Annotated in this window: 25 protein-coding genes; 6 read left to right on the top strand and 19 right to left on the bottom strand. The window is 51.7% G+C overall.

Annotated features, from left to right (window positions below):
* The first annotated feature begins 402 nt into the window (after positions 1–402).
* Complete coding sequence (prmC, locus tag AC5JMP_RS27780) at positions 403–1335, top strand: peptide chain release factor N(5)-glutamine methyltransferase (protein WP_495854743.1); 933 nt, start codon at positions 403–405, stop codon at positions 1333–1335.
* Positions 1336–1443: 108 nt separating this feature from the next.
* Complete coding sequence (locus tag AC5JMP_RS27775) at positions 1444–2040, top strand: hypothetical protein (protein WP_495854742.1); 597 nt, start codon at positions 1444–1446, stop codon at positions 2038–2040.
* Here AC5JMP_RS27775 and AC5JMP_RS27770 read toward each other — a convergent pair.
* The 5 genes from AC5JMP_RS27770 to AC5JMP_RS27750 all read right to left on the bottom strand — a co-directional run bounded on the left by AC5JMP_RS27770 (position 2037) and on the right by AC5JMP_RS27750 (position 7110).
* Positions 2037–2825: an ABC transporter permease gene (locus AC5JMP_RS27770; RefSeq protein ID WP_495854741.1), complete on the bottom strand. Its 789-nt coding sequence runs from the start codon at positions 2823–2825 to the stop codon at positions 2037–2039. The genes AC5JMP_RS27775 and AC5JMP_RS27770 overlap by 4 nt on opposite strands.
* A 204-nt stretch (positions 2826–3029) precedes the next feature.
* Positions 3030–4010, bottom strand: coding sequence for an ABC transporter ATP-binding protein (locus AC5JMP_RS27765; RefSeq protein WP_495854762.1), 981 nt, complete (start codon positions 4008–4010; stop codon positions 3030–3032).
* 10 nt (positions 4011–4020) lie between these two features.
* Complete coding sequence (locus AC5JMP_RS27760) at positions 4021–5088, bottom strand: LOG family protein (protein ID WP_495854740.1); 1068 nt, start codon at positions 5086–5088, stop codon at positions 4021–4023.
* A 182-nt stretch (positions 5089–5270) separates the two neighbouring features.
* A complete protein-coding gene (gene trxA / locus AC5JMP_RS27755; RefSeq protein WP_495854739.1) occupies positions 5271–5594 on the bottom strand; it encodes a thioredoxin in 324 nt (107 codons plus the stop codon).
* A gap of 352 nt (positions 5595–5946) precedes the next feature.
* Positions 5947–7110, bottom strand: coding sequence for a GuaB3 family IMP dehydrogenase-related protein (locus AC5JMP_RS27750; RefSeq protein WP_495854738.1), 1164 nt, complete (start codon positions 7108–7110; stop codon positions 5947–5949).
* A 217-nt stretch (positions 7111–7327) separates the two neighbouring features.
* Between AC5JMP_RS27750 and AC5JMP_RS27745 the strand changes: the two genes are divergently transcribed.
* Positions 7328–8287 (top strand): prephenate/arogenate dehydrogenase, encoded by a 960-nt coding sequence (locus AC5JMP_RS27745; RefSeq protein WP_495854737.1) that lies wholly within the window; start codon positions 7328–7330, stop codon positions 8285–8287.
* Positions 8288–8305: 18 nt separating this feature from the next.
* On the opposite strand, the gene AC5JMP_RS27740 is transcribed toward AC5JMP_RS27745, so the two are convergent.
* From AC5JMP_RS27740 to AC5JMP_RS27705, 8 genes are all read right to left on the bottom strand, one after another.
* Positions 8306–8848, bottom strand: a complete 543-nt coding sequence (locus AC5JMP_RS27740) for a cofactor assembly of complex C subunit B (RefSeq protein WP_495854736.1) — start codon at positions 8846–8848, stop codon at positions 8306–8308.
* Positions 8849–9170: 322 nt separating this feature from the next.
* The gene (locus AC5JMP_RS27735) at positions 9171–9533 is read right to left on the bottom strand and encodes a PadR family transcriptional regulator (RefSeq protein ID WP_495854735.1); all 363 of its coding nucleotides are present in this window, start codon (positions 9531–9533) and stop codon (positions 9171–9173) included.
* Between the two features lie 624 nt (positions 9534–10157).
* On the bottom strand, positions 10158–10814 hold the full coding sequence (locus tag AC5JMP_RS27730; RefSeq protein ID WP_495854734.1) for a response regulator: 657 nt from the start codon (positions 10812–10814) through the stop codon (positions 10158–10160).
* A gap of 235 nt (positions 10815–11049) precedes the next feature.
* Entirely contained in the window at positions 11050–12423 is a 1374-nt protein-coding gene (locus AC5JMP_RS27725; protein WP_495854733.1) for an HlyD family type I secretion periplasmic adaptor subunit, read from the bottom strand.
* A 118-nt stretch (positions 12424–12541) separates the two neighbouring features.
* Positions 12542–12844, bottom strand: coding sequence for an acylphosphatase (locus AC5JMP_RS27720; RefSeq protein WP_495854732.1), 303 nt, complete (start codon positions 12842–12844; stop codon positions 12542–12544).
* A gap of 7 nt (positions 12845–12851) precedes the next feature.
* The gene (locus tag AC5JMP_RS27715) at positions 12852–13226 is read right to left on the bottom strand and encodes a hypothetical protein (protein ID WP_495854731.1); all 375 of its coding nucleotides are present in this window, start codon (positions 13224–13226) and stop codon (positions 12852–12854) included.
* A gap of 74 nt (positions 13227–13300) precedes the next feature.
* Positions 13301–13483, bottom strand: coding sequence for a hypothetical protein (locus AC5JMP_RS27710; RefSeq protein ID WP_495854730.1), 183 nt, complete (start codon positions 13481–13483; stop codon positions 13301–13303).
* A gap of 117 nt (positions 13484–13600) precedes the next feature.
* The gene (locus AC5JMP_RS27705; RefSeq protein WP_495854729.1) at positions 13601–13789 is read right to left on the bottom strand and encodes a hypothetical protein; all 189 of its coding nucleotides are present in this window, start codon (positions 13787–13789) and stop codon (positions 13601–13603) included.
* 240 nt (positions 13790–14029) lie between these two features.
* Between AC5JMP_RS27705 and AC5JMP_RS27700 the strand changes: the two genes are divergently transcribed.
* Positions 14030–14380 carry a carbon dioxide-concentrating mechanism protein CcmK gene (locus tag AC5JMP_RS27700; RefSeq protein ID WP_495854728.1) on the top strand — a complete coding sequence of 117 codons (351 nt, stop codon included), beginning with the start codon at positions 14030–14032 and terminating at the stop codon, positions 14378–14380.
* Between the two features lie 6 nt (positions 14381–14386).
* Here AC5JMP_RS27700 and AC5JMP_RS27695 read toward each other — a convergent pair whose 3' ends face one another.
* The 6 genes from AC5JMP_RS27695 to AC5JMP_RS27670 are packed head-to-tail and all read right to left on the bottom strand — an operon-like array spanning position 14387 to position 19579.
* A complete protein-coding gene (locus tag AC5JMP_RS27695) occupies positions 14387–16201 on the bottom strand; it encodes an NAD+ synthase (protein ID WP_495854727.1) in 1815 nt (604 codons plus the stop codon).
* A 20-nt stretch (positions 16202–16221) separates the two neighbouring features.
* On the bottom strand, positions 16222–16557 hold the full coding sequence (locus AC5JMP_RS27690; protein WP_495854726.1) for a HepT-like ribonuclease domain-containing protein: 336 nt from the start codon (positions 16555–16557) through the stop codon (positions 16222–16224).
* The gene (locus AC5JMP_RS27685) at positions 16554–16844 is read right to left on the bottom strand and encodes a nucleotidyltransferase family protein (RefSeq protein ID WP_495854761.1); all 291 of its coding nucleotides are present in this window, start codon (positions 16842–16844) and stop codon (positions 16554–16556) included. Before AC5JMP_RS27685 ends, AC5JMP_RS27690 begins: the two co-directional genes overlap by 4 nt.
* Positions 16845–16868: 24 nt before the next feature.
* Positions 16869–17609, bottom strand: coding sequence for an NUDIX hydrolase (locus AC5JMP_RS27680; RefSeq protein ID WP_495854725.1), 741 nt, complete (start codon positions 17607–17609; stop codon positions 16869–16871).
* A complete protein-coding gene (locus AC5JMP_RS27675) occupies positions 17561–18184 on the bottom strand; it encodes a nicotinate-nucleotide adenylyltransferase (RefSeq protein ID WP_495854724.1) in 624 nt (207 codons plus the stop codon). Before AC5JMP_RS27675 ends, AC5JMP_RS27680 begins: the two co-directional genes overlap by 49 nt.
* A gap of 15 nt (positions 18185–18199) precedes the next feature.
* Positions 18200–19579, bottom strand: a complete 1380-nt coding sequence (locus AC5JMP_RS27670) for a nicotinate phosphoribosyltransferase (RefSeq protein WP_495854723.1) — start codon at positions 19577–19579, stop codon at positions 18200–18202.
* A gap of 529 nt (positions 19580–20108) precedes the next feature.
* Between AC5JMP_RS27670 and AC5JMP_RS27665 the strand changes: the two genes are divergently transcribed.
* Both AC5JMP_RS27665 and AC5JMP_RS27660 read left to right on the top strand, forming a co-directional pair.
* A complete protein-coding gene (locus AC5JMP_RS27665) occupies positions 20109–21263 on the top strand; it encodes a cysteine desulfurase family protein (RefSeq protein WP_495854722.1) in 1155 nt (384 codons plus the stop codon).
* A gap of 164 nt (positions 21264–21427) precedes the next feature.
* Positions 21428–22333, top strand: a complete 906-nt coding sequence (locus AC5JMP_RS27660) for a tRNA (5-methylaminomethyl-2-thiouridine)(34)-methyltransferase MnmD (RefSeq protein ID WP_495854721.1) — start codon at positions 21428–21430, stop codon at positions 22331–22333.
* Positions 22334–22379: the final 46 nt, after the last annotated feature.

Genomic DNA, 22379 nt, shown 5'->3' with positions numbered 1-22379 from the left:
TTGATTCACATTGCTTCTGTCATGCATCACATTGCTTCTGTCATGCATCACAATGGCATTACAACCGATCGCAATTCGATTGCATCGTCTCACATTGCTATTGCATCGTCTTACATTGCTATTGCATCGCCTTACATTGCCATTGCATCACCTTACATTGCTATTGCATCACCTTACATTGCTATTGCATCGCCTTACATTGCCATTGTTGTGAATCACAATCTTATTGCAACAGCTCACGAGTCCCTAACTAGCCGCTCTAGCCATTAAATCTCTTGCAGATTAAAGTTTTGTGGCACTAGATTTAGTGGGGACTGCGCCCCCACTAAATCCAATTCGCAAGAGGTCTATTATAAAATCCGCTGCCTAGTGGCATTAAAAGGTTTTGTCCCAAGGTTTTAAATGCCTGAAAATCCAAACTCTAAAATTCAGAATATAGAACCCAATCTCGTTTCCGGTCTTGCCCTTTGGCAGTGGCGAGAGCAGGCTCAGCAACAGGCGATCGCCTCCCAAGTGCCGATCGTCGAAATCGATTGGCTGCTGCAAGAAATCAGCGATATCGATCGCCTTAGTCTGCGCCTCGAATCCTTCAAAGATCGCGACTTCATTTCGCTTCAGATTCCCTTTGTCGAGTTGGCTTGCCTTTGGGAACAGCGGATTCGCGATCGCCGCCCCATTCAATACCTGGTGGGCAGAACCCCTTGGCGAAATCTTCTCCTACAGGTGTCTCCGGCTGTTCTCATTCCTCGCCCTGAGACTGAATTGCTGATTGATTTGGCGATCGCCGCCATCGAAAACCATCCAGATCTACAGCAGGGACATTGGGCAGACTTGGGGACAGGAAGCGGGGCGATCGCCCTGGGTTTGGCAAACGCATTGCCCTATGCAGTGATTCATGCGGTGGATGTCAGCGCGGATGCCTTAGCGATCGCTCAACAAAATGCTGAATTTTTGGGCTGGAGCGATCGGATTCAGTTCTATCAAGGCTCCTGGTTTGAACCCTTGGGTCATCTCAGAGGGGAACTTTGCGGCATGGTGTCCAATCCGCCCTACATTCCCAGCGCTCTCATTACCGACCTACAGCCCGAAGTAGCACGCCACGAACCTCACCTTGCGTTAGATGGCGGCGAAGATGGGCTAGATGCCATTCGTTTGCTGGTGGCGATTGCCCCACGCTATCTACGATCGGGCGGCATTTGGCTGATTGAAATGATGGCAGGTCAAGCGCAGCCCGTTGTTAATTTGCTGAAATCAAACGGCAGATATCAAAACATTCAGGTCTACAAAGATCTGGCTGGCATCGATCGCTTTGTCTTGGCGCATCGCATAGCTTGACATTGTGGGCAAGTGCTGATTTACAGGCGGTCTGCAAGTGGGCAATCTGAGATAGACGATCGACAATAGAAAGGCAGGAATGCATACTTCAACAGCCGATCGCCTCCCATGTCTCCACCCACCTGGACTATGCCACATCCACCGGATGTCCAGCCCGATTTGCCAGACCCTCCTCCTTCTGACGCTGAAGGTCAGCCATTCGATCATCAGCCTGACGAGCAACTACTCGATGCTTCTAGCCTCAGCACCGTGCTAGATATGCTGGCAGTCATAGACTGTGCTGAAGACTTGGCGCTGCTTGAGTACTTAACTCCGCCCCAAAAGCGTCAAGTTTGGGATGCCACGCCAGAGGAAATTAAACTAAACCTCAAGCAAATTCGATTGGCTGCAAGTTCCAGCCCCAAAGCTTCAGGCAGTCTAGCTTCAGGCAATTCAGCTTCAGGCAGTTTAGCTTCAGGCAATTTAGCTTCAGAAACCTCTTTAGAAACTCCTGAGCTGCCCAATTATCTTCAGGAAACCCGCCCAACTTCTGCCATCCAGACGGGCGATCGCGTCATCCTTCTAGCCAAGCCCCAACTCACAGCCACCGAAATGAACAGCATTTGGGAAGTGATTAAAGTAGAGGCAGATCAGGTTTACGTTAGGGCGGCTGGAGTGAGCGATCGCCAATATCCCCTATCCTGGATAGTTCGCTACCCCCACTAAGCTCCCATCCCCGAATACTGCCTCAACCCCTTGCGCCATAGCCACCGATTGGCAACAAAAAACAATCCAATCCAGCTCAGCGTCACTAAAAACCCCTGCGAAAGATTCACGGGCAATCCGACTAGAATACTGGCTGGGAAATTGATCAAGTAAGGGAAAGGTGTCCAGAGAACCACTTGGCGGACGATCGGCGGAAAGACCTCCAGAGGAGCAATTAGACCCGATAGGAATAAGTAAAACAAGAACCAAAAAGACTCGATCGCATTGGCGCGTTCAATCCAAAACGCCATCATGGCAAACGTGTATTGCGATACAAACCGCAACGTAAAAGCTAAAGTCACCGCCACAAGGCAGAGCAAACTGTTGGATAAACTCGGAATCCAAACCGCCTGGGGATAGAGCAAAAAGAACAGCGCCATCAAAATTGCCGCAAAGGGCAGACGGGCAAACCGCTCAGCCACATGGGAAGCAAAGTGATGCCAACCCGGATCGAGCGGCTGCAATAGCCTAAAGGAGAGCTTGCCCTCCACAATTTCCCGCTCAAACTCCCAAATTACCCAGACGATCGTAAATTGCCGCACAAAAAACACGGCAATGAAGTAGCGGGTAAAGTCTAGCGGCGACAGCCCAAATCCTCCACCTTTTGCCGCCTCAGTCCAAACCCCCATGAGAATGATCGGCAAACTGCCGGATAGTACCCAAAAAAACAGCTCTGCCCGGTATTCCAGCATGTAGGCGTAGTAGGTCAGGAGCAGCGTTTTAGCGATATGGAGGACGCGGTTCATGAGGGGAAGGTGAGGGGGTGGATGGGTGGGGGGTGAGGGGGTGGATGGGTGAGGGGGTGAGGGGGTGGATGAGTGAGAGGGTGGATGAGTGAGAGGGTGAGGGGGTGAGAGGGTGAGGGGTGGGTAAGTATTATGGATCATTTCTCACTCCACTCATCCACCCATCTACCCATCCACCCTCCACTGTGGTCAAATTAAACAGCTCTAAGTCGCACCAGCCCGAAAGACTTGACCAATCACCTCTTCGATCGGCGGCTCCGAAACTTTGAGATCCACAATGGCTAGATCAGCCAGAATGCGAGAAAGAGTTTGGGTGAGTTTTTCTTGCGGGACGATAAATCGCGCCACGCAGCCTTCGACCGAGACCAATTCGCCATAGGTTTGGAGTTGTTGAGACGATCGCCCCTCTCCCAATTCCACCGTGACCTCGCGGCTGGGAGAGAACCTTTCTAACAAGCTATCCAGACCGCCATCATAAATCAACTGCCCTTCCCGAATCACCAGGACGCGTTTACACAAGGCGGTAATGTCTGCCATGTAGTGGCTCGTCAGCAAAATTGTTGCCTGATAGCGCTGATTGTATTCCCGCAAAAACTCCCGGACGCTGACCTGCGCATTCACGTCTAGCCCCAGCGTCGGCTCGTCCAGAAACAGCACCTTGGGACGATGAATCAAAGCCGCCAGAAACTCAGCTTTCATGCGCTCACCCAGAGACAGCTTACGTACAGGCTGATTTAGCTTGTCTCCTAGCAAAAGCATTTCGCTGAGTTCCCCCACGCGCTGCCGAAACTCGCGATCGCCAATGCCATAGACCGCCGCATTGATTCGCAACGAATCTAAAGTCGGCAAATCCCAGATCAGCTGCTGCTTTTGCCCCATCACGAGGGTAATTTTCTCCAGAAAAGCGGGTTCGCGCCGGAATGGGTCATGCCCTGCCACCGTCACCCGACCGCTCGAAGGATGAATTAAGCCCGTCAGCATTTTCAGCGTCGTGGTTTTCCCTGCGCCGTTTGCCCCCAAAAAGCCCACCATTTCCCCAGCATCAATTTGGCAGGAGATCGACTGCACTGCCGGAACCGATCGATAGGTACGGCGAAAAAAGTGTGTCAAGGTACCCTTCAGACCGGGCTGCTTAATGGCAACCGGGTAAACCTTACTGAGGTTCTCAACGGTAATAATGGGTATAGAATCCATCTCATTTTTGCTCTGGGTGAGTGGCTTCTGGGGCGTTCATGCCGAGCTGATTAATCACGCCAATCATCTGGTACAGACGACCCAAGTCGCGCTGGTTAAAATGCAGGATCAGGCGAGGCAGATTGGCGGTGTCATTGCTGCTTTCTTTAGGTAAAGCCGCGCTCTTGCTAATTCTGCCTGTAACCAGCAAATCGCTAAAGTTTTGGTTCAGATGCTCAACATCCTCGTCTGACAGCTCCAAGTTGAGGCGCAGCACTAGCTGCTCGCCCACATAGCGGCTAGAGTGAAAAACGCGGTAAAAACTTGCGATCGCCTTACAGGCAACGTCAATGCGATCGGTAATCGTATACAGATGTAAATCTGGCTCACTAATCAGACCTGCCGACAGGAAGTGATCCCGTAGATAGGTATCCCAGCTTTTCCAGTAATCTCCGCCTGGAGAGTCAATCAGCACCACGGGCAAAAAGCCAGATTTCCCGGTCTGCATCAGCGTCAGGCATTCAAATGCCTCATCCTGTGTGCCAAATCCGCCTGGAAATGCCGCTACCGCATCGCTTTCTCGCAGGAAAAACAGCTTGCGCGTAAAGAAATACTTGAAGTTAATCAGCTTGGGGTCGCCCTCAATCACCGAGTTTGATCCCTGCTCAAAGGGGAGTTGAATATTTAGCCCAAAAGACTTCTCGACGCTTGCGCCCTCGTTTGCCGCCTGCATAATGCCGGGACCGCCGCCCGTCATCACCATGAATCCCTGCTCGGCAACCGCGCGCGAAAAGTCTTGCGCCATCTTATAGGCAGGGCGATCGGGTTTGGTACGCGCCGAGCCGAAAATGGCGATCTTCCGCACGTGCCGATAGGGATAAAACACCCGGAAGGCGCGTTCCATATCCTCTAATGAGGCGTTGAGAATTTTCCAATCGAGGCGATCGGCTTCTACCTCCGCCATGCGAACCAGCGTCGTCAATGCTTGCTGAATCAGCGCCCCATGCTTCATGTGAGGCAGCTGTTCTAGCAATTCACTAATTTCTGCCTGAAGCGGCTCCAGGGGATGAGAAGGGGTCAAAAAGTTCATGAATTCTTTGGAATTGGCAGCATTCTATTCTATCGGGGTTTCTTAGAGAATGCCCTGGCAACCTTAAAGAAACTCTGGTAGAGCAAGCCTCAAGATAATAAAGCCTCTTGCCAAATATCTCTGAAGGCATGGGAACCTTCAGAAACGTTTTCGCAAGAGGTTTACGCAAGGGATGCGATCGCTTAAAGATGCTTTTCAAGCGTGGTCGCCAACGTGGTCTTGGGCACTGCACCCACAACCATGTCAACTTTTTGCCCATCCTTAAAAATCATCAGCGTCGGAATGCTGCGAATGCCGTACTGGCTGGCAACGCTAGGATTCTCGTCTGTATTAACTTTAACAACCTTGATTTGCCCAACGAACTGTTCTGCGATCTCTTCAACTACAGGAGCAACCATCCGGCAGGGGCCGCACCAAGGTGCCCAAAAATCTACTAAGACCGGAACGTCGCTATCAAGTACTTCTTGCTTGAAACTGGAATCTGTAACTTGTGCGGCTGCTGACATGCCTAGAAAGTCCTTGCCTACGTTTTCTGTTGAAATCTTACCATAGCGAAAAGGACAGGCTGAGGATACTGGGTCTATACAAATGGACATAATCTGATCAAGCCGCTGGGTCAAGACTACGACCCCCAGACTACGACCCCCAGAAAGTAGGAACCGCCCGAACAATAGTCCAGGCGGAGTGTGGTGTGAGGAGTGAACGGAAACTTGCGTCTCCGCTTACTTTATTCTAAGCGACAGTTATAGAGTTTCGGGCGAGATCCGTCAGGCTTGAAAGCAAACTTATGTAAAGTCTCTTGACAGGAGTCAGTTTGTTTGCCAATTTGCCTCAGACTACAGATTCTCTTAGGAATTGCTACTTACCCATGCCCAACTGTTGCGCCTTTTGATAGACTTTGCCTTCCGTCAACAGCGAAGGGGCAATCACGACTTCCACCTGCTGCATCTCTCGGATATCTTTGGCTCCCAGAGTGCCCATACTGGTTTGGAGTGCGCCCAGCAAATTATGAGTGCCATCATCAAGCTGAGCTGGTCCCCGCAAAATCTGCTGAAGGGTGCCCGTGGTGCCCACTCGAATCCGGGTGCCGCGAGGAAGGACAGGGCTAGGCGTTGCCATACCCCAGTGAAATCCGCGACCGGGAGCCTCCTGCGCCCTAGCAAACGGCGAACCGATCATGACTCCATCGGCACCGCAAGCAATGCACTTGCAGATATCGCCACCCGTGATTAGGCCGCCATCTGCAATCACAGGGACATATTTGCCTGTCTCGCGATAAAAGTCGTCACGAGCTGCCGCACAGTCTGCCACGGCCGTGGCTTGCGGTAGCCCCACGCCTAAAACTCCACGAGAAGTGCAGGCAGCACCGGGGCCAATACCCACCAGCACAGCCGCCGCTCCAGCTTTCATCAGATTGAGGGTGACTTCATAGGTGACGCAGTTTCCTAGCACCACAGGCATCGGCATCTGCTGACAGAATTGAGCTAGATCGAGAGGCGTGATGGATTCAGGCGAGAGGTGAGCCGTAGAAACGACAGTCGCCTGAATGAAAAATAGATCGGCTCCAGCTTTGGCAACAGCAGCCCCATATCGGGAGGCTCCCACCGGAGTGGCGCTGACGGCAGCAATACCGCCCTGCTGCTTGATTTCTCGAATACGCTGCTCAATCAGCTCTGGCTTGACAGGCTCGGCATAAAGCTCCTGCATCAGCGGCACAAATTCAGTTTTGTCAACGGCAGCAATGCGATCGAGAATAGGTTCTGGGTCAGCGTAGCGGGTCTGAATGCCCTCCAAATTGAGTACGCCGAGTGCGCCCAGCTGCGAGAGCGCGACCGCCATCTTCACATCCACTACGCCATCCATGGCGCTAGCAATGATGGGAATCTGACGCTCAATGCCGCCGATCGTCCAGCGGGTATCTGCCAACGAGGGGTCTAGGGTTCGCTGTCCAGGAACAAGCGCAATTTCGTCAATGCCATACGCTCTGCGGGCTGTTTTGCCCCTGCCAATTTGAATGTCCACGCTTACCGCCCTTCCTTTAGAGATATTAAAGCTAGACTACCAAATCTAGAGATTTATCGGGTTTAGATGGGGTGAATGAGACGTTATGGGACTAATTCGGATTCATGACCAATTTGCTTAAGGACATGGATTGAACAAGATGTAATTTTTGGGGTAGGGGCTTAGCTAAGCCCCTACAGCAGATCGGTTGTATAGGTTTGTACAGGTTGTTCAATCCATGATCCTTAGGACATTGGCGGGACACTTCACGCCCCGCCAATGTTCCCGTCCTAACCGCCTTGGCGGTTGCTATAACGCTCAAGAAATCAACGTAGTTGCAGAACATTACCAGAGTAAAACCATGAAAATTGGCATTGTTGGCTTGGGCTTAATTGGAGGTTCTTTGGCGATCGATCTGCGGCAGTTAGGGCACACTCTTTTGGGGGTAAGCCGTAAGGCAGAAACCTGCGAGGCAGCGATCGCTCAAAACATTGTCGATGATGCCAGTCTGGATCTGGCGCTGATGTCAGACGCTGATGTGGTGTTTCTCTGTACGCCGCTGGGAGCGATCGCCGCCACGACTGAGCAGCTCATTCCCCATTTGTCGCCCCACACAATCCTGACGGATGTTGGCTCGGTCAAGGTTTCGGTCGTGGAAACGATCGCGCCCCTCTGGCAAAACTTCGTGGGCGGACATCCGATGGCGGGCACGGCTGAGAGCGGTCTGGCTGCCGCCTTTTCAGGGCTGTTCACCGACAAAGCCTATGTGCTAACGCCAATTGAAGCTACGCCGCCTCTAGCCCTAGAAACGGTGGCGAATTTGGCGCGATCGCTTCAGTGTCAGGTCTATCAATGCCATCCTGCGGCACATGATCGAGCGGTTGCCTGGATTTCGCATCTGCCTGTAATGGTCAGCGCCAGCCTGATTGCCGCCTGCCTTACCGAAACAGATCCAACGGTGCTGGATTTGGCTCAAAAGTTTGCCAGCTCAGGGTTTCGAGATACTAGCCGCGTAGGAGGCGGCAATCCTGAACTAGGGATAATGATGGCGACCTACAACCGAGAGGAACTGCTGCGATCGCTTCACGCCTACCAACAGCAGATAGAGCAAATGATTCAGCGGGTCGAACAGCAAGACTGGGCAGCTCTAGAAAACTGCCTGACTCAAACCCAGCAAGCTAGACCTGAGTTTCTCTAAGGGGTCTGTGTCAATGAATTACTCTGTCTCTAGGGGTTTGAACTTAAGCGATCGCTCAAATTCAGCCAGCTCATCTCGATGAGCCGTGAGAGTCAACAAGCTCTGAGCAGTCTGCTCAGAGCCTCTAGGCAGTGGTTCAACCTTGAGTAAAACCTGCTCAGGTCGAGCCGATTTTTTCCAGTAAAAAATTCCGGCAAGCGGTGAAAAAATGGCTAGACCCGGCAAGAACTGAGCCGCCCCTGGAAAACGGAACGACAGCATCAGCGCAATGCAGAGCAGACCGATCGCCGCCATCAGCGTCAAAAAGATCGCTAGGAAAACGCTAGGGCGAACCATTCCCTCGTAGGTCACCTGATTTTTGTCAGGGTCTACACCTACAATTCGGTAGGCACGCTGAACAAAATAGTTTTGGATCTCTTCTAACAAAGGTTCACCCTGCTGGGTCGCCACTAGCTTTGCCACCTGAATCCGGTCTTTGGTGGAAGCGCGGATAAAGAACATCATCCCGATCGCCATGAGGGCAGTTAGTAGGGCAGTAGAAGCTAAGACAGTAATTTGCATCAGAGAGTTATTGGAAGGCTAACTGGTCTGCTCTGATCAAGACTTGATCAAAGGCGAATCTAGATCTTCTCGCAAAAGCTGCCTGAAGCGCTACTTTATGCCAATTTAAGACCCAAACAGGGCAGATAATTTTCGAGAGCCGCGCGGAGCGCGGCTCTCGAAAATTATCTGCCACCTCATCAATTTAAATTGGTACCAGACCCGTCATATTTTAGGGCGTTGCCGACTCTAGGGATAGACTTTAGTGTAAGCAGAGCGGTTATACCAAAATTTATCCCTGGAGTCGCACATCGCGTACGATCCTGATTTTGGATGCTAAAAGCTAATGTAGCGAAGCATGAACCTGCTTACCAATATAGCCTTGCCATAGATGTGCAAATTCTTGCGCCCGCTGCTGCCAACCTGAGCAGATTTGGTACATGCGCCGAGGGCGACCTCGCCCTTCTACTTTTTTCCAGTACCCAGTAATGACCTCAGAGTCTTCTAGAAATTTGAGAGCGCTATACAAAACCGTATCCGAGAGACGATAGCGAGGATGCTCATGCTCCAGCAAGCTAATTAGCTCTGTACCATAAGAGTCTTGACGCAGCAATATATTAAGCACATAGCAAACCGCTAGCTCCTTGTTCAAGTAGAACGGAGGAGGGCTTTGAAAAAACTGATAAATGTCTTCAAATGTAGTCATATTGCTCATCCAATTCAGCGAATGAATTGACGCTGGTAGTTTCTTCGGTAGTAGCACCAATCTAATAGAGAGTATGAATCAGTTGGTTTAGAACAAAATCTACCTCATTCAATTTGCCCGATCGCCTCGGAACTCTCGTAAGTAAGGTTTACATCGATCGTAAATGCACCGATCTTGACTGAAACTTACTGCTTCGGCACCTATTATTCTTCGGTTCTACAGCACAGAGACTGCTCAGATTCAGACTCAAAGGATATCGCTAAAAATGCGGATATTGACTTTGCTGATCTCTGCTTACCTATCTCTGGCTAAAAAGCATATTGCTTGCTGCCAGATAATAATTGATTGTACTCACTCGACTTAGGGTTTGTCTGTCTAACTCTAGGAGGAGGATAAAACCAATTGACTTTGTGGGGAGCTGATTAAAATGAACACGACCCATAGTTTTTCGAGAGCAAAAATCTTCGCCGCTACCCAGAGACGCTACCTATAGCGGTCTTTTAGTTCAAAAAACGCCCAAAACTGCTAGGCAGAATAAGATGATTTTTCTGCATGAGTCTTCATGAAACTTAACATACCGACATGAAAATTCTTGCTGCATTGTAGAAGCCAGCCGATGAGTCTTTAAACCAACCCTGCTCGAAGAGCCACTACTGCTGCCTGGACGCGATCGTCCACAGCTAGTTTGTTCATAATGCCGCGAACGTGGGTCTTAACGGTGTTGGGGCTGAGGTAGAGTACTGCCGCAATTTCTGGATTACTCATTCCCTCTACCATTAGCTTAAGCACCTCTAACTCACGCTGCGAGAGCTGTCCTACGATGCCATGTCCAACGGCAAGGGTGGGTTTGAGATGCTCCATCACCAGCCTTGCCACTTGGGGATCAAGGTAGCTAGCCCCCTCACGGGCAGCCCTAATGGCAACCAGCAGGTTATCCACGCTAGTACCTTTGACACAGTAGGCATCTGCGCCACTGGCCAGTGCCCCAATCACCTCATGCTCCGTCGTGTGAGAAGTCAGCATCACGACACGCACAGAAGGCATAATCTGCTTAACTTGCTGAGTAACGGCAATGCCGTCCTGTCGCGGTAGCCCAATATCCATCACAATGACATCCGGCTTTACCTTCTTCACTTCTTCAACCGCCAGATAGCCATCTTCTGCTTGCCCAACGACTAAAATATCAGGCGCATTGGACAGAGATTGCTCTAGCCCTAGCTGCATCATCGGATCATCTTCGACAATTAGGACGCGGGTCGGCGTTTCTGGAGAAGAGGGCATAGCTTTTAGAGAATATTAACTCCAGAATAATATGTAGCCGCTCTATGTGGTCATTAATGTGATGATTATCAGCAGTTCTCATTATGGATTTCATGTCGGGGAGTTCGCGCCCGCAGGACGCGAACTCCCCGAACAAAGCCGGAAAAAAGCCCGCCGCCAGCGGGCTTTTTTCCGGCTTTGTTTCAAAATGAGAATTGCTGGATGATTATGCAGTCATACCGATTGATCCAGATGCCTATCGAGTTGAGAAGGCTTCATCAAATCGCTTTGTAACTGGCTCTAGAAGGAAGGTGAGGATCGATCGCTTGCGGGTGACAATTTCTGCGGTAGCTGCCATTCCGGGCGTTAGCTCTGCATCTTTGCCATTCACCCGAATGGTGTCTCGACTCAGCCTTACCTTGGCTTTGAAGACCAGACCTAAGTCTCTATCAGCCGTTGCATTGGGGCTAAGGCTAATCACTTCGCCGCTAATGGTGCCAAATTCCTGAAAGGGGAAAGTGGCAACCTTGATTTTAGCGGGCTGTCCTTTTTCGATAAAGCCAATGTCGCGGTTGAGGACTTTGACCTCTAGCAGCAGATCGTGACCATCCGGCAAAATGGACAAAAGCTCATCTCCAGGCTGCACAGTGCGCGATCCTAGGGTTGCCTCAACGTTGTAGACCTTGCCATCGATCGGGGCTGTGATCACTTGCCCTTCAGCTCTAACTTTGGCTAAAGCAAGCTGCCCTTGAATATCTGCAAGGCTTTCTCGACGCTGGGTCAACTGGGTCAAGATTTCGCTTTGGCGCTCGGCTGAGAGGCGATCGGCAGACTGCTGCGCCGATTCGTAAGCCTGCTGCGCCTGTTGGATAGTTTCCTGCTGCGACAAAATTTCTTGCTCCAGCGACGAGGCTCTATCCTGCGCTTCAGTCAGCTGATCTTGGGCTTGCAGATAGTCCAGACGGGGAACCGCGCCATCCACCAACTGGCGGAGGCTAGCTTCTCGGTTACGGGCATTTGCCAGAGTGGACTGGGCGTTTATCAGATTTTCCTGCAATTTATCCAGCTGCACTCGCGTTTGGGCGATCGCCGATCGTTGCCGCTGCGCGTCGGCTGTGGCGGCGGCTTGTTTGGTGTCAAATTCCTGTAGACGAGCTGCCAAAAGCTGATCTTGCGTCGCCGTTCCCGCATTGGTCTGTCCCTTGCTTTCAGCCTCCAGACGGGCAATATCTTGTTGCACAAGCTGAGCATTTTTCTGAAGGCGATCGACTTCGCTCTGAGACAGCTTAGGATCTTCCTCCAGCAGCACATCTCCTTTTTTCACCTGCTGCCCTTCTTTGACGTGAATTTCTCGAATCACGCCGCCTTCCAAGGCTCTGACCGGACGCACCTGCACGGAGGGCACTAGCTCTCCCTGGGTCACCGCCACCTCATCCACGATGCTGAAGTATGCCCAACCAATCACCCCAAAAATCAGCGCTGACAGCGTACCTGCCAGCATGCGAGTGTAGAGTGGCGGCAGTTCCCGCACCGCTTTACCCAGTTCATAGGAGAGGTAATCTTCTGGGCTAACAAACTGCTGGCGGGTTTGGCGGGCTTGAGCGGAGGCGGTTGTAGGGAGCGTTTCCATAGAAATCAGAAGGTTAAGGTTTTGCGTAGCAGAATTGGCAAAGGTTTTGCAAGGATAAATTTGCAGGGCTTTATTTCAGCGTTCCCTTTTTCTAGGAGAATCTCCAGAAATGTTGGCCCTAACGCGATCGCTCCACCTCAAATCCTTTTAGCCCTGCTGATGGGCTGTACTCTACCGTCACTTGGCTGACCAGGGCTGCCGGAGGCCCTTGATGACACCAGCGAATCATTTCTTCGATCTGAGGGCGATCGCCTTCAAACATCGCCTCCACTCGCCCATCGTGCAAATTTCGCACCCAGCCGTTGAGCTTTAGCAGCTGCGCCATGTCCCAGGTTGAAGCCCGGTAGCCTACGCCCTGCACTCTGCCAGAGACGAACACATGAGCCGCGATCGGGTTAGGCAGCGAGTCGGGTGGCAACATGATTGAACTAGAGTTTTTCCTGGAGAGGTTTGCAGAAGTCTTCAATTCCTGTTTTGACGGCATAGAGAATCACGGGGATAGCAAGGGCAGATGGAATCGTTGTTTCGGTGGACAGGAGCTTGACGGCATTGGCGATCGATCCCGACAGCAAATAATCTTTGATGCCCGCCTGACAGATGAACGAGCGCCAGCGTTTTGCTAATCCCTCTAGCCAGCGATCGGATTCTTCTGGCTCCTGCCCGGACTGCAAAGCTAGGGCGATCGCGGCATCCTCCAAATCGCCCTCACAGTCTTCGAGCATATCGAGCGCCCGGAGGGAGGCAGGATCATCGGTAAGTTCAGCTCGGTAGCGTTCAATCTCTTCTAGGGTTACGGTAATCATGGGTTAGTGCTTCAAACTTTAGATTTTGAGTTTACGAGTTTTACCTCAAAACTTAAAGGGTTGGCATTTCAGCCCTAGCGTTTTGTCCATTGCAGACCGCTGACCACACCTGCCCCAATGGTGAGAAGCATCAGAACCCAGAGAATGCCGCCGGGTAAAAACGTCAGCAGACCGAAGCCGCGTAATATCCAAAGGGCGGTCGCCACGCCAAGCAGCGCCAAAAAAACAGTCGTCGTCGGTCTGAGGATTCGGGTCATGGTCGTTCAGTATGCTAACCAAGAAGTGCGCTAACCAATGAGTTTGACTGATCGAGGTGGGTAATGAGTTCCCGGCAGGGGCGATCGCGCTCTACCTCACTGACTTTATTTTCGATTTTATCGATTTCGCAAGCCCATCATGATACCGCCGCCGATCGACAGCAGCACCAGCGCCCAGATTACTGTCTCAGGAACAACTTTGACCCAGCCAAATGCCTGCACCAGCATAATGCCAGCCATCAAGATCAGCAGCATTCCGGCTGCATATAGAAAAATACTCAGAGCTAAATTGGGAGACCGCCTCACGCTACATTCCTCACGCTACATTCCTTCCGCTGAATTCCTAGCGCTACATTCCTCGTAGCCTACGTTTTCGCCCCTATTGTGGCATGGGTGTGCATCTGAACGCTGGCTTTCAATTCTTAGATCCAGAATAATCTTCTGAGATAATCTGTGGCAGAGGGGCGATCGACCGTACAGGATCAACCGTACAATGATGGGTGCCGATGAATGTTGGCAATCCTCTTGTTTGTTTAGGAGAAAGTAATGCCTGTTGCAGTTGGAGCACTTGAGACAAAAGGTTTTCCGGGAATCCTTGCGGCAGCCGATGCGATGGTGAAGGCGGGTCGGATTACCCTAGTCGGATACCAGCGTTGCGGCAGCGCTCGATTTGCGGTGATCATTCGGGGTGATGTTTCTGAGGTGAAAACCTCGATGGCGGCAGGGGTTGAAGCAGCTTCAAGCTGTTTCGGCGGCACGTTGGAATCTTGGGTGATTATTCCGCGTCCCCATGAAAACGTCGAGGCAGTTTTACCGATCGCCTTTACAGAATCCGTGCAGCAGTTCCGCGACTCAGTTGAAATCCCGCTGATTCAAAGAAGAGCGCCGGGGACGTAATTTAGTCTAGACAGCTACTTCTGAACCCTGAATCAGACTTTGAGCTGAGGGAGCAGCCTGGGTTGCGCTGAGCGTGGGCATCCACTTCTGGGCAATCGGCATTCGCCAACCTGTGCCGAAGGCGCGATCGGTAACTTTGATTCCAGGGGGTGCCTGTTTGCGCTTGAACTCAGCCCGGATGACGAGTTTGACGATGCGATCGACGGTTGCAGGATTGTGCCCCGAAGCCACAAGATCTGTAGGAGACTTGTGTTCGTGAATCAGCTGCGCCAGAATATCGTCCAGAATTTCGTAAGCGGGTAGCGAGTCCTGGTCAACTTGTCCGGGTTTCAGCTCGGCGCTGGGGGCTTTAGTTAAGATATTGGCTGGAATGACTTCGGACGCACCATTTAGCTTGCCGCTTGACTGGTTCAACCACTCGCAAATGGAATAGACCCGCGTTTTGGGCACATCGGCGATCGCCGCCAAGCCGCCATTCATGTCGCCGTACAGCGTGCAGTAACCCACTGCCATCTCAGATTTGTTGCCCGTCGAGAGCAGCAGATGCCCAAATTTGTTGGAGATCGCCATCAGCAGACTGCCCCGAATCCGAGACTGGATGTTTTCTTCGGCAATGCCAAACTCGGTTCCGGCGAACAGCTCGGCAAAAGTCTGGTCGTAGGTTTTCATCAGGTCGCCGATCGGCATGAGCTGGGTCTGAATGCCAAGATTCTGAGCCAGCGCCAGCGCGTCTGAGATGGAGTGATCAGAGCTGTAGGGCGAGGGCATCAGCACCCCCAAGACATTTTCAGCGCCGATCGCCGCAGCCGCAACGGCAGCAACCAGTGCCGAGTCGATACCGCCGCTGAGTCCCAGTACCACTTTTGAAAAACCGCACTTGCGAATGTAGTCCTGTACGCCTAGCACCAGAGCCGACCAGACTTCGGCATCGGGGGTGAGGGGCTGAGGGGCGATCGCTGCCACATCCAGCCGAAAATCATGAGTCGTAGGGTCAAACTCCACGATGACCAGATCGGGTTCAAAGGCTTTGCCGCGACAGACCATTTTGCCCTGGCGATCGAATCCGACGCTGCTGCCGTCAAACAATAGGTCGTCATTGCCTCCCACCTGATTGGCATAAAGCATCGGCATCCTGTAGCGGTTGGCGGCATGGTGCAGCATGGCTTCCCGCAGCTTTTGTTTGCCGATCGTGTAGGGCGAAGCCGACAAATTGACGATGAAATCAACGCCCTGCTCTACCAATTCGGCGATGGGATTGGCGCGATAGTTGCGCTGTCCCCAGAATTCCTCGTCGTTCCAGACGTCCTCGCAGATAGTTACACCGATGGTGAGGGAATGAGGCAGTGGGGAGTGGGATGGGATGTTGCCATTTTGATCTGCTGAGTCGTGCAAATCTAGGACAAAAGACGTGCTTTCTTGTCCGGGTTCAAAGTAGCGATCTTCATCGAAGACATCGTAGGTCGGCAGCAATCGCTTGTGGAAAATCTGCTGAATTTTGCCGTTTTCCAGCAGCGCCGTACTGTTAAACAAAGGCTTGCCGCCTTCCTGGGACGATCGCCTATTCGGTTCCACGGTGCCTACCAAGACCGTTAGCTCGCGCGGCAGATCGCCTGCCAGCTTTTCTAAGGTTTGCGACATGGCGGCAATGAAGGCGGGCTGCAACAGCAAATCGCGGGGTGGATAGCCGCAGAGCGAGAGTTCTGGTGTGAGCATCAGCCTTGCCCCTTGGGCGGCAGCCTGACGTGCCGCATCGAGAATTTGCTGGGCGTTGCCCACTAGGTTGCCAATGGTGGGATTGAGTTGGGCGATCGCAATTTTCATCTTAAGTTTCAGAAATAAAATTACTCTGGTGTTTGGAGAAGGCTCTGAATACTAATTTTTAGCTCCGACAAATCACGATCGATGATGCCCCAAACTTCATTAGGATCTACATAGCCGTAATCATGAATTAAAAAATCTCTGAGTCCGGCAATCTTTTTCCAAGGCACTTCAGGATGAGCCTGCTTAAAGCTTGTAGATAAACGTTTCGTTGCTTCGCCAATAATTTCAAAATTCCGAGCAACTGCGTCTTGAATCATCAGAGTGTCCATAAAACTCTTACGTCCACCCACGGTATAAGACTCGATTTTCTGAATACATCGCAAGATATCTTCTAAATAGAGGTTATCAGCTCTCATAGAACTAAGGCTTCATAAACTACTTGCTTTCGGATGTCATGATGTAAATTTTCAAGTTTTATAACATCAACCTTTCGCCCCAGAAATTCCTCAAGCTCTTGCATTAAAGCAATTCGATCTAACAGATTGCGATCGGATTCAATTTCAACTAAAAAATCAACATCGCTGCTTTCTATTGCTTCCCCACGCGCCACAGAGCCGAAGATTCTCACGTTGTAGGCTCCATGCTTGGCAGCGATCGCCAAAATCTCCTCTCGCTTCTCTTTTAACTGCTCATAAATGCCAATTTCAGAACTCATATTTTCTCGATTTCAAATAAACACCAGCGGCTTGTCTTTGAGGGGCGCAAAAGCATCGGCATCGAATCGATAAAGGCTGGCAGGTCGTCCGGCTCCGCGCGAAACTTTGACTCCGGTATCTAATAGAAACCCTAGCTTGAGGAGGCGCGATCGAAAGTTAGAATAGTCGGAAAAGTTCTCGCCTAAAACAGTGGTATAGAGCTGATAAAGATCGCTCAACGTAAACAGTTCCGGCAATACCTCAAACGCCACAGGGCTATATTCTAATTTGTTGCGCAGCCGCCGATAGCCATAGGTCAAAATTTGATTATGGTCGAAGGCAAGCTGAGGAATTTGTTTGAGTGGATACCAGGCAATGCCGCTAACACCATCCGCAATCAGCTCAGTTTCGGCAAACTGCACCAGGGCAAAATAGCTAACTGACAAATAGCGCACGCCATAGCAATTTTCTGCCTCGCGCGGATCACGCTCTGGCCCCCCAAAGGTGTAGAGTTGCTCCAAGTACAAATTCTCGGCGCGGATTTTTTCGGCTAAGACGCGATCGGCGGCATCCTCCAAAGATTCACCCTGGCGCACCAGCGTTCCGGGCAGGCTCCATTGCCCAATAAATGGCTCTTCGTGGCGCAGCACCAGCAGCACCAGCAGCCGATTTTGAGCCGTATCGACTGAGAAAATCACGTTATCGACGCCCACCTTAAAGTCTGCTAAGGCATTGGGCGGATCAGCAGATTTCTTCTGGGTGCGTCCGGACATGGGTTTTCTTGCTCTCGATACAGGTGCTGCCGATGAATATATGCCTCGATCGGGGGCATAACAATATCTGGGTTGCCTTCTTCACGGTAATCCGTAGAGGACACTGCCGGAACGTCAAGATTGGCGATCGCCACCCTGGCTCCCATCTGCTGCAATGGCTTCACCTCTACCTCCGTCAGCCGATAGCCCCAGCGAGGCACAACCAGCAGCTTGACTTGGGCTAGAAGCTCCTCAACCTGGTACCACCGAGGTAGCTGTGCCACCAGATCAGAGCCTATCACCAACGTGAACTCAGCGTTTGCCCAGGTCTGGCGCGCCCGTTCTACAGTGACGATCGCCCGCGGATGGCTCAGGTCTAGATGTAGATGCACGTTTTGCCGAGGCGGATCGATGGCGTTAATCAGCAGCTGCAGCATCGTCGATCGATGCTCTAACGGCGTTTGATGGGACTTAAATGGATTATCCGATGCCCAGACTGCTACCCGGTCATAGTGGTCGGCTAACCATACAATGATGGCTTGATGTCCGGCAGTTGGTGGATCGGCGCTGGTTCCAAACAGAGCGATTTGCGTCATGGCAAAAAGGAAACGCTAGAGGGGATTTTGTTCAGTATAAAAGCTGTGGATTTTCTCTTGAGTCTGTTGGGTCAGAGTTTGCAGATCTGGAGAAATGTGAGGGGCAATCCCTTCTGGTTGACGAATGTGGCGCAAGGTTTCTGGCAAAGCCATAACAGAATGTCGAGTTCGTTGGGCAATTTCGCTGAGAGCCTCTGGGGATTGGAGGCGCTCGCCCGCTTTCATCACCCGTTGCAGCAGCGGTTTCTCGGTCGGCTTTGGCGTTTCAGTCATCAGACCCAGGCGATCGCCTACCCATTTTTCTGCCTCAAAACGACGGAAAACCTGCTTGCGTCCTGGATAGGTGGTTTTGCCTGTCGAGGCTTTCATCACCGGAATACTATCAATTTCTACTAGCTTGTACACGCCGTTGACGGGCGTACCTGTCACTAGCTTTGTCCCCAAACCGTAGCCCTGCAAATCAGCTCCTTCAGCCTGAAGACGGGCAATCTCGTACTCATCCAGGTCGCCGCTGGCAAAGATTGAAACCTGGGGAAGGAGCGATCGAATTTCCTTCGACAGAGCCGCCAGATCCCCCGAATCGAGCCGAATTGTGTCCAGGCTGATTTTACCTGCATTGACCTGAGCAGCAAGACGTTGGGCAGCAGCGATCGGATCATAAGTATCAATTAGCAGAGCCGCTCCGGGGAAATAGCGGTGAAAGGCAGTAAAAGCTTGATCTTCACTGCCCTCCAGCGCCGAGAGCGCCATGACTAAGGCATGAGCCATCGTGCCGCTGGGGGTTTGCCCTAGCTGCAACGCTGCCAGCACATTAGAAGTGGCATCTAGCCCACCTGCTAGCGCCGCTCTTGCCGCCCACAGCGAAGCCTGCGGACTAAAGGCACGACGGGTGCCAAACTCTAAAAGCTTGACGCGATCGCCTGCCGTATCCCTTATCCGAGCCGACTTAGTGGCAATCAAGGTTTGGTAATTAATGGTGTTGAGTAGATAAGTCTCGACAATTTGCGCTTGCCACAGCGGAGCCTCGATTCGTAAGATTGGCTCATGGGCAAAGATTGCGGTGCCTTCAGGCACTGCCCACACATCTCCCGTAAAGCTACCCTCAGCCAGAATTTCCCAAAAGCGATCGGGCGCATGGGCAAAGATGCCTGTGTTCTGGAGCGCCACAATTTGCTCTGCGGTAAACCGAAATTGCTCTAGGTATTCCAACACCTGAGCTAGGCCCATGGCAATCAGGTAGCCAAAGTTTTCGGGTAAGCGCCGCACAAATAGCTCGAAGCTGGCGCGGCGCTGATCGATGCGATCGCCCACATAGCAAGCCGCCATGGTGAGCTGGTAGAGATCGGTCAGCAGACTATAGTCTTGTGGTTGGACAAGCAAAGCAGAGTCTTCCATGCTGGTATTTTCATAACCCTGGTATTTCTATAACCTCAGGAGATCGCAAAGTCCTCCTAATTTTTATCAAAGCTGGATTTCAAAGGCGTAGAGCGCCTTTGAAATCCAGCTTTTAGGATTTTGTGGCGCGCGCCACAAAACTCTAAAATGCGATCTACTGAACCTAGGTAAGCGAGGGCGCTGGCGATCGCTTACCACCAATTATAGTAATAATAACCAAAATTGTCTACACTAATTATGTTGAGTCTTCAAAAAAGAATGGGGTTCTTTAATAGGGCTTTTTAAAAGTGTTCTTTGGTAGGACAAGCCTTTTACTGATAACAATTTAAGACCCAAACAGGGCAGATGATTTTCGAGAGCCTCATCAATTGAAATGGGGATGACCTCCCGCTGATCTCCCTCAGCCATTCCGCGATTCAGCAATGCCCACCTAAATTGTGTAGGCTAGAATTTCTCTATCTAGCCGCCCAGAGTTTAGCGGTGGCAAATTCAGCTCAGCCTTTTGATTATTTTGGCTCACTACCCTGCAATGCAACGCCCCATCTACCTTGACTGCCACGCCACCACACCCCTTGCCCCCCAGGTGCTTGCTGCAATGCTGCCCTACTTCACCGAGCATTTTGGCAATCCTGCCAGCACTCATCAGTACGGCTGGGAGACGGAAGCGGCGGTCAAGCGATCGCGACAAATTTTGGCAGAGGCGATTCACGCCGCACCCGAAGAAATTGTGTTCACCAGCGGGGCAACAGAAGCCAACAATCTGGCCATTAAAGGCGTGGCGGAAACCTATTTCTCTAAAGGTCGCCATCTGATTACGCTGCAAACTGAACATAGCGCCATTCTTGATCCCTGCCGCTATCTCCAGACGCTTGGCTTTGAGGTCACGGTTTTACCCGTCCAGCCGGATGGATTGTTGAACCTAGATACTTTAGAGAAAGCAATTCGTCCCGATACCATCCTGGTGTCCGTGATGGCGGCTAATAACGAGATTGGCGTATTGCAGCCGTTATCAGAAATTGGCGCAATTTGCCGTCATCACCAGGTTTTGTTTCACACCGATGCAGCTCAGGCGATCGCCAAAATTCCTTTAGATGTCCAGACTATGCAGATTGATCTAATGTCCCTCACCGCCCATAAGGTCTATGGGCCTAAGGGCATTGGGGCGCTGTACGTTCGCCGCCGCGATCCAAGAGTGCAGCTTGCGCCCCAGCTTCATGGGGGAGGGCATGAGCGGGGAATGCGATCGGGTACGCTCTACACGCCGCAAATTGTTGGGTTTGCTGAAGCGGTGCAGTTGGGTCTGTCAGAGCTAGAAACCGAGGCAAAGCGACAGAGTAAATTGCGCGATCGCCTCTGGGAACAACTGCGATCGCTTCCAGACATCTACCTAAACGGACACCCGACTCAGCGCTTACCCGGAAATCTAAACGTTAGCGTAGAAGGTGTTGATGGACAGGCGCTGGCGCTGGGGTTGCAGCCCTTAGCCGCCGTTTCTTCAGGATCAGCCTGCACTTCAGCTCAGCTTGAACCCTCTCATGTGCTGACTGCCCTAGGACGATCGCCCGCTCTGGCTCATGCCTCACTCCGGTTTGGCATTGGACGGTTCAATACTTTGGAAGAAATCGAGCGAGTGGCAATCGGGACGATCGAAACGATTCAATCTTTGCGGCAGCGAATTTTGTGAAGCTCGTTTTAAAGCCCAAGCGGGGCAGATATTTTTGAGAGCCGCGCGAAGCGCGGCTCTCAAAAATATCTGCCCCATAACACCAGTTTTAATTGGGACTACTTTTGGTTAGCCATGCTCCTCAAGTACCCCTAAGTCAACCTCATTGATGGCGTACTGCCTGTATGACTCAGCTTCCTGAAGACCCGATCGCCTGGATACCCAAACTGACTAAAGATGGTTCGTTTACCTTTTTCTCACAAGAATTTGGTGAAATGTTTCATAGCCGTCAGGGAGCAAAGACAGAGGCGTTTCTCAAGTTTGCGACTGCCACCGATTTGGTGGAGCGATCGCAGCAGTCTTCTCTGCGTCTACTCGACGTTTGCTATGGGCTGGGCTACAACACGGCGGCGGCACTAGAAACTATCTGGGCGGCGAATCCAGACTGCCACATTGAAGTGCATGGGCTAGAGCTAGATGCCACGGTGCCCAATGCGGCGATCGCCTCTCCCTTGATTGAAACTTGGTCGCTCAAGGTGCAGGAAGTGTTGAAGGCGATCGCGCAAACTCACCAGTGCCATACGCCACAGCTCCAGGCAAAGCTATGGATCGGGGATGCCCGCCAGACGATTCAGCAGCTTTCTGGGTTCCTGGCTGACGCTGTCTTTTTCGACCCCTTCTCTCCCAGCTGCTGTCCCCAACTTTGGACAGTCGAATTTTTTCAGCAGGTGGCGAAATGCTTGTCACACAAGGGCAAGCTTGCCACCTACTCCCGTGCCGCAGCAGTGCGATCGGCTTTGCTAGAGGCGAGTTTCAAGATTGGCACAATTCCTTTAGGGGAAGCCCATGCAGGCGATCGTCGTTTGCCTCACGAGTGGTCGCAGGGTACAGTTGCCGCTTTTAAGGGCGATCGGCTTTGCCCTTTGTCGCTGATGGAGCAAGAGCATCTTCAGACTCGTGCTTCTGTCCCCTACCGCGATCCCCATCTATCAGATTCAGCCGAGGTGATTTTGGCGCGATATGAGCAAGAGCGGCAGGTATGTCAGAAAGAAGCAACCTCTAGCTGGAGACAGCGTTGGGGCATTAAATAAGGCATCACTTTGAAAGGTGCGCGCTGCACACCTTTCAAAGTTACAG

It is taken from the genome of Drouetiella sp. (assembly GCF_059504425.1).
This window is presented reverse-complemented; position numbering and strand designations above follow the sequence as displayed.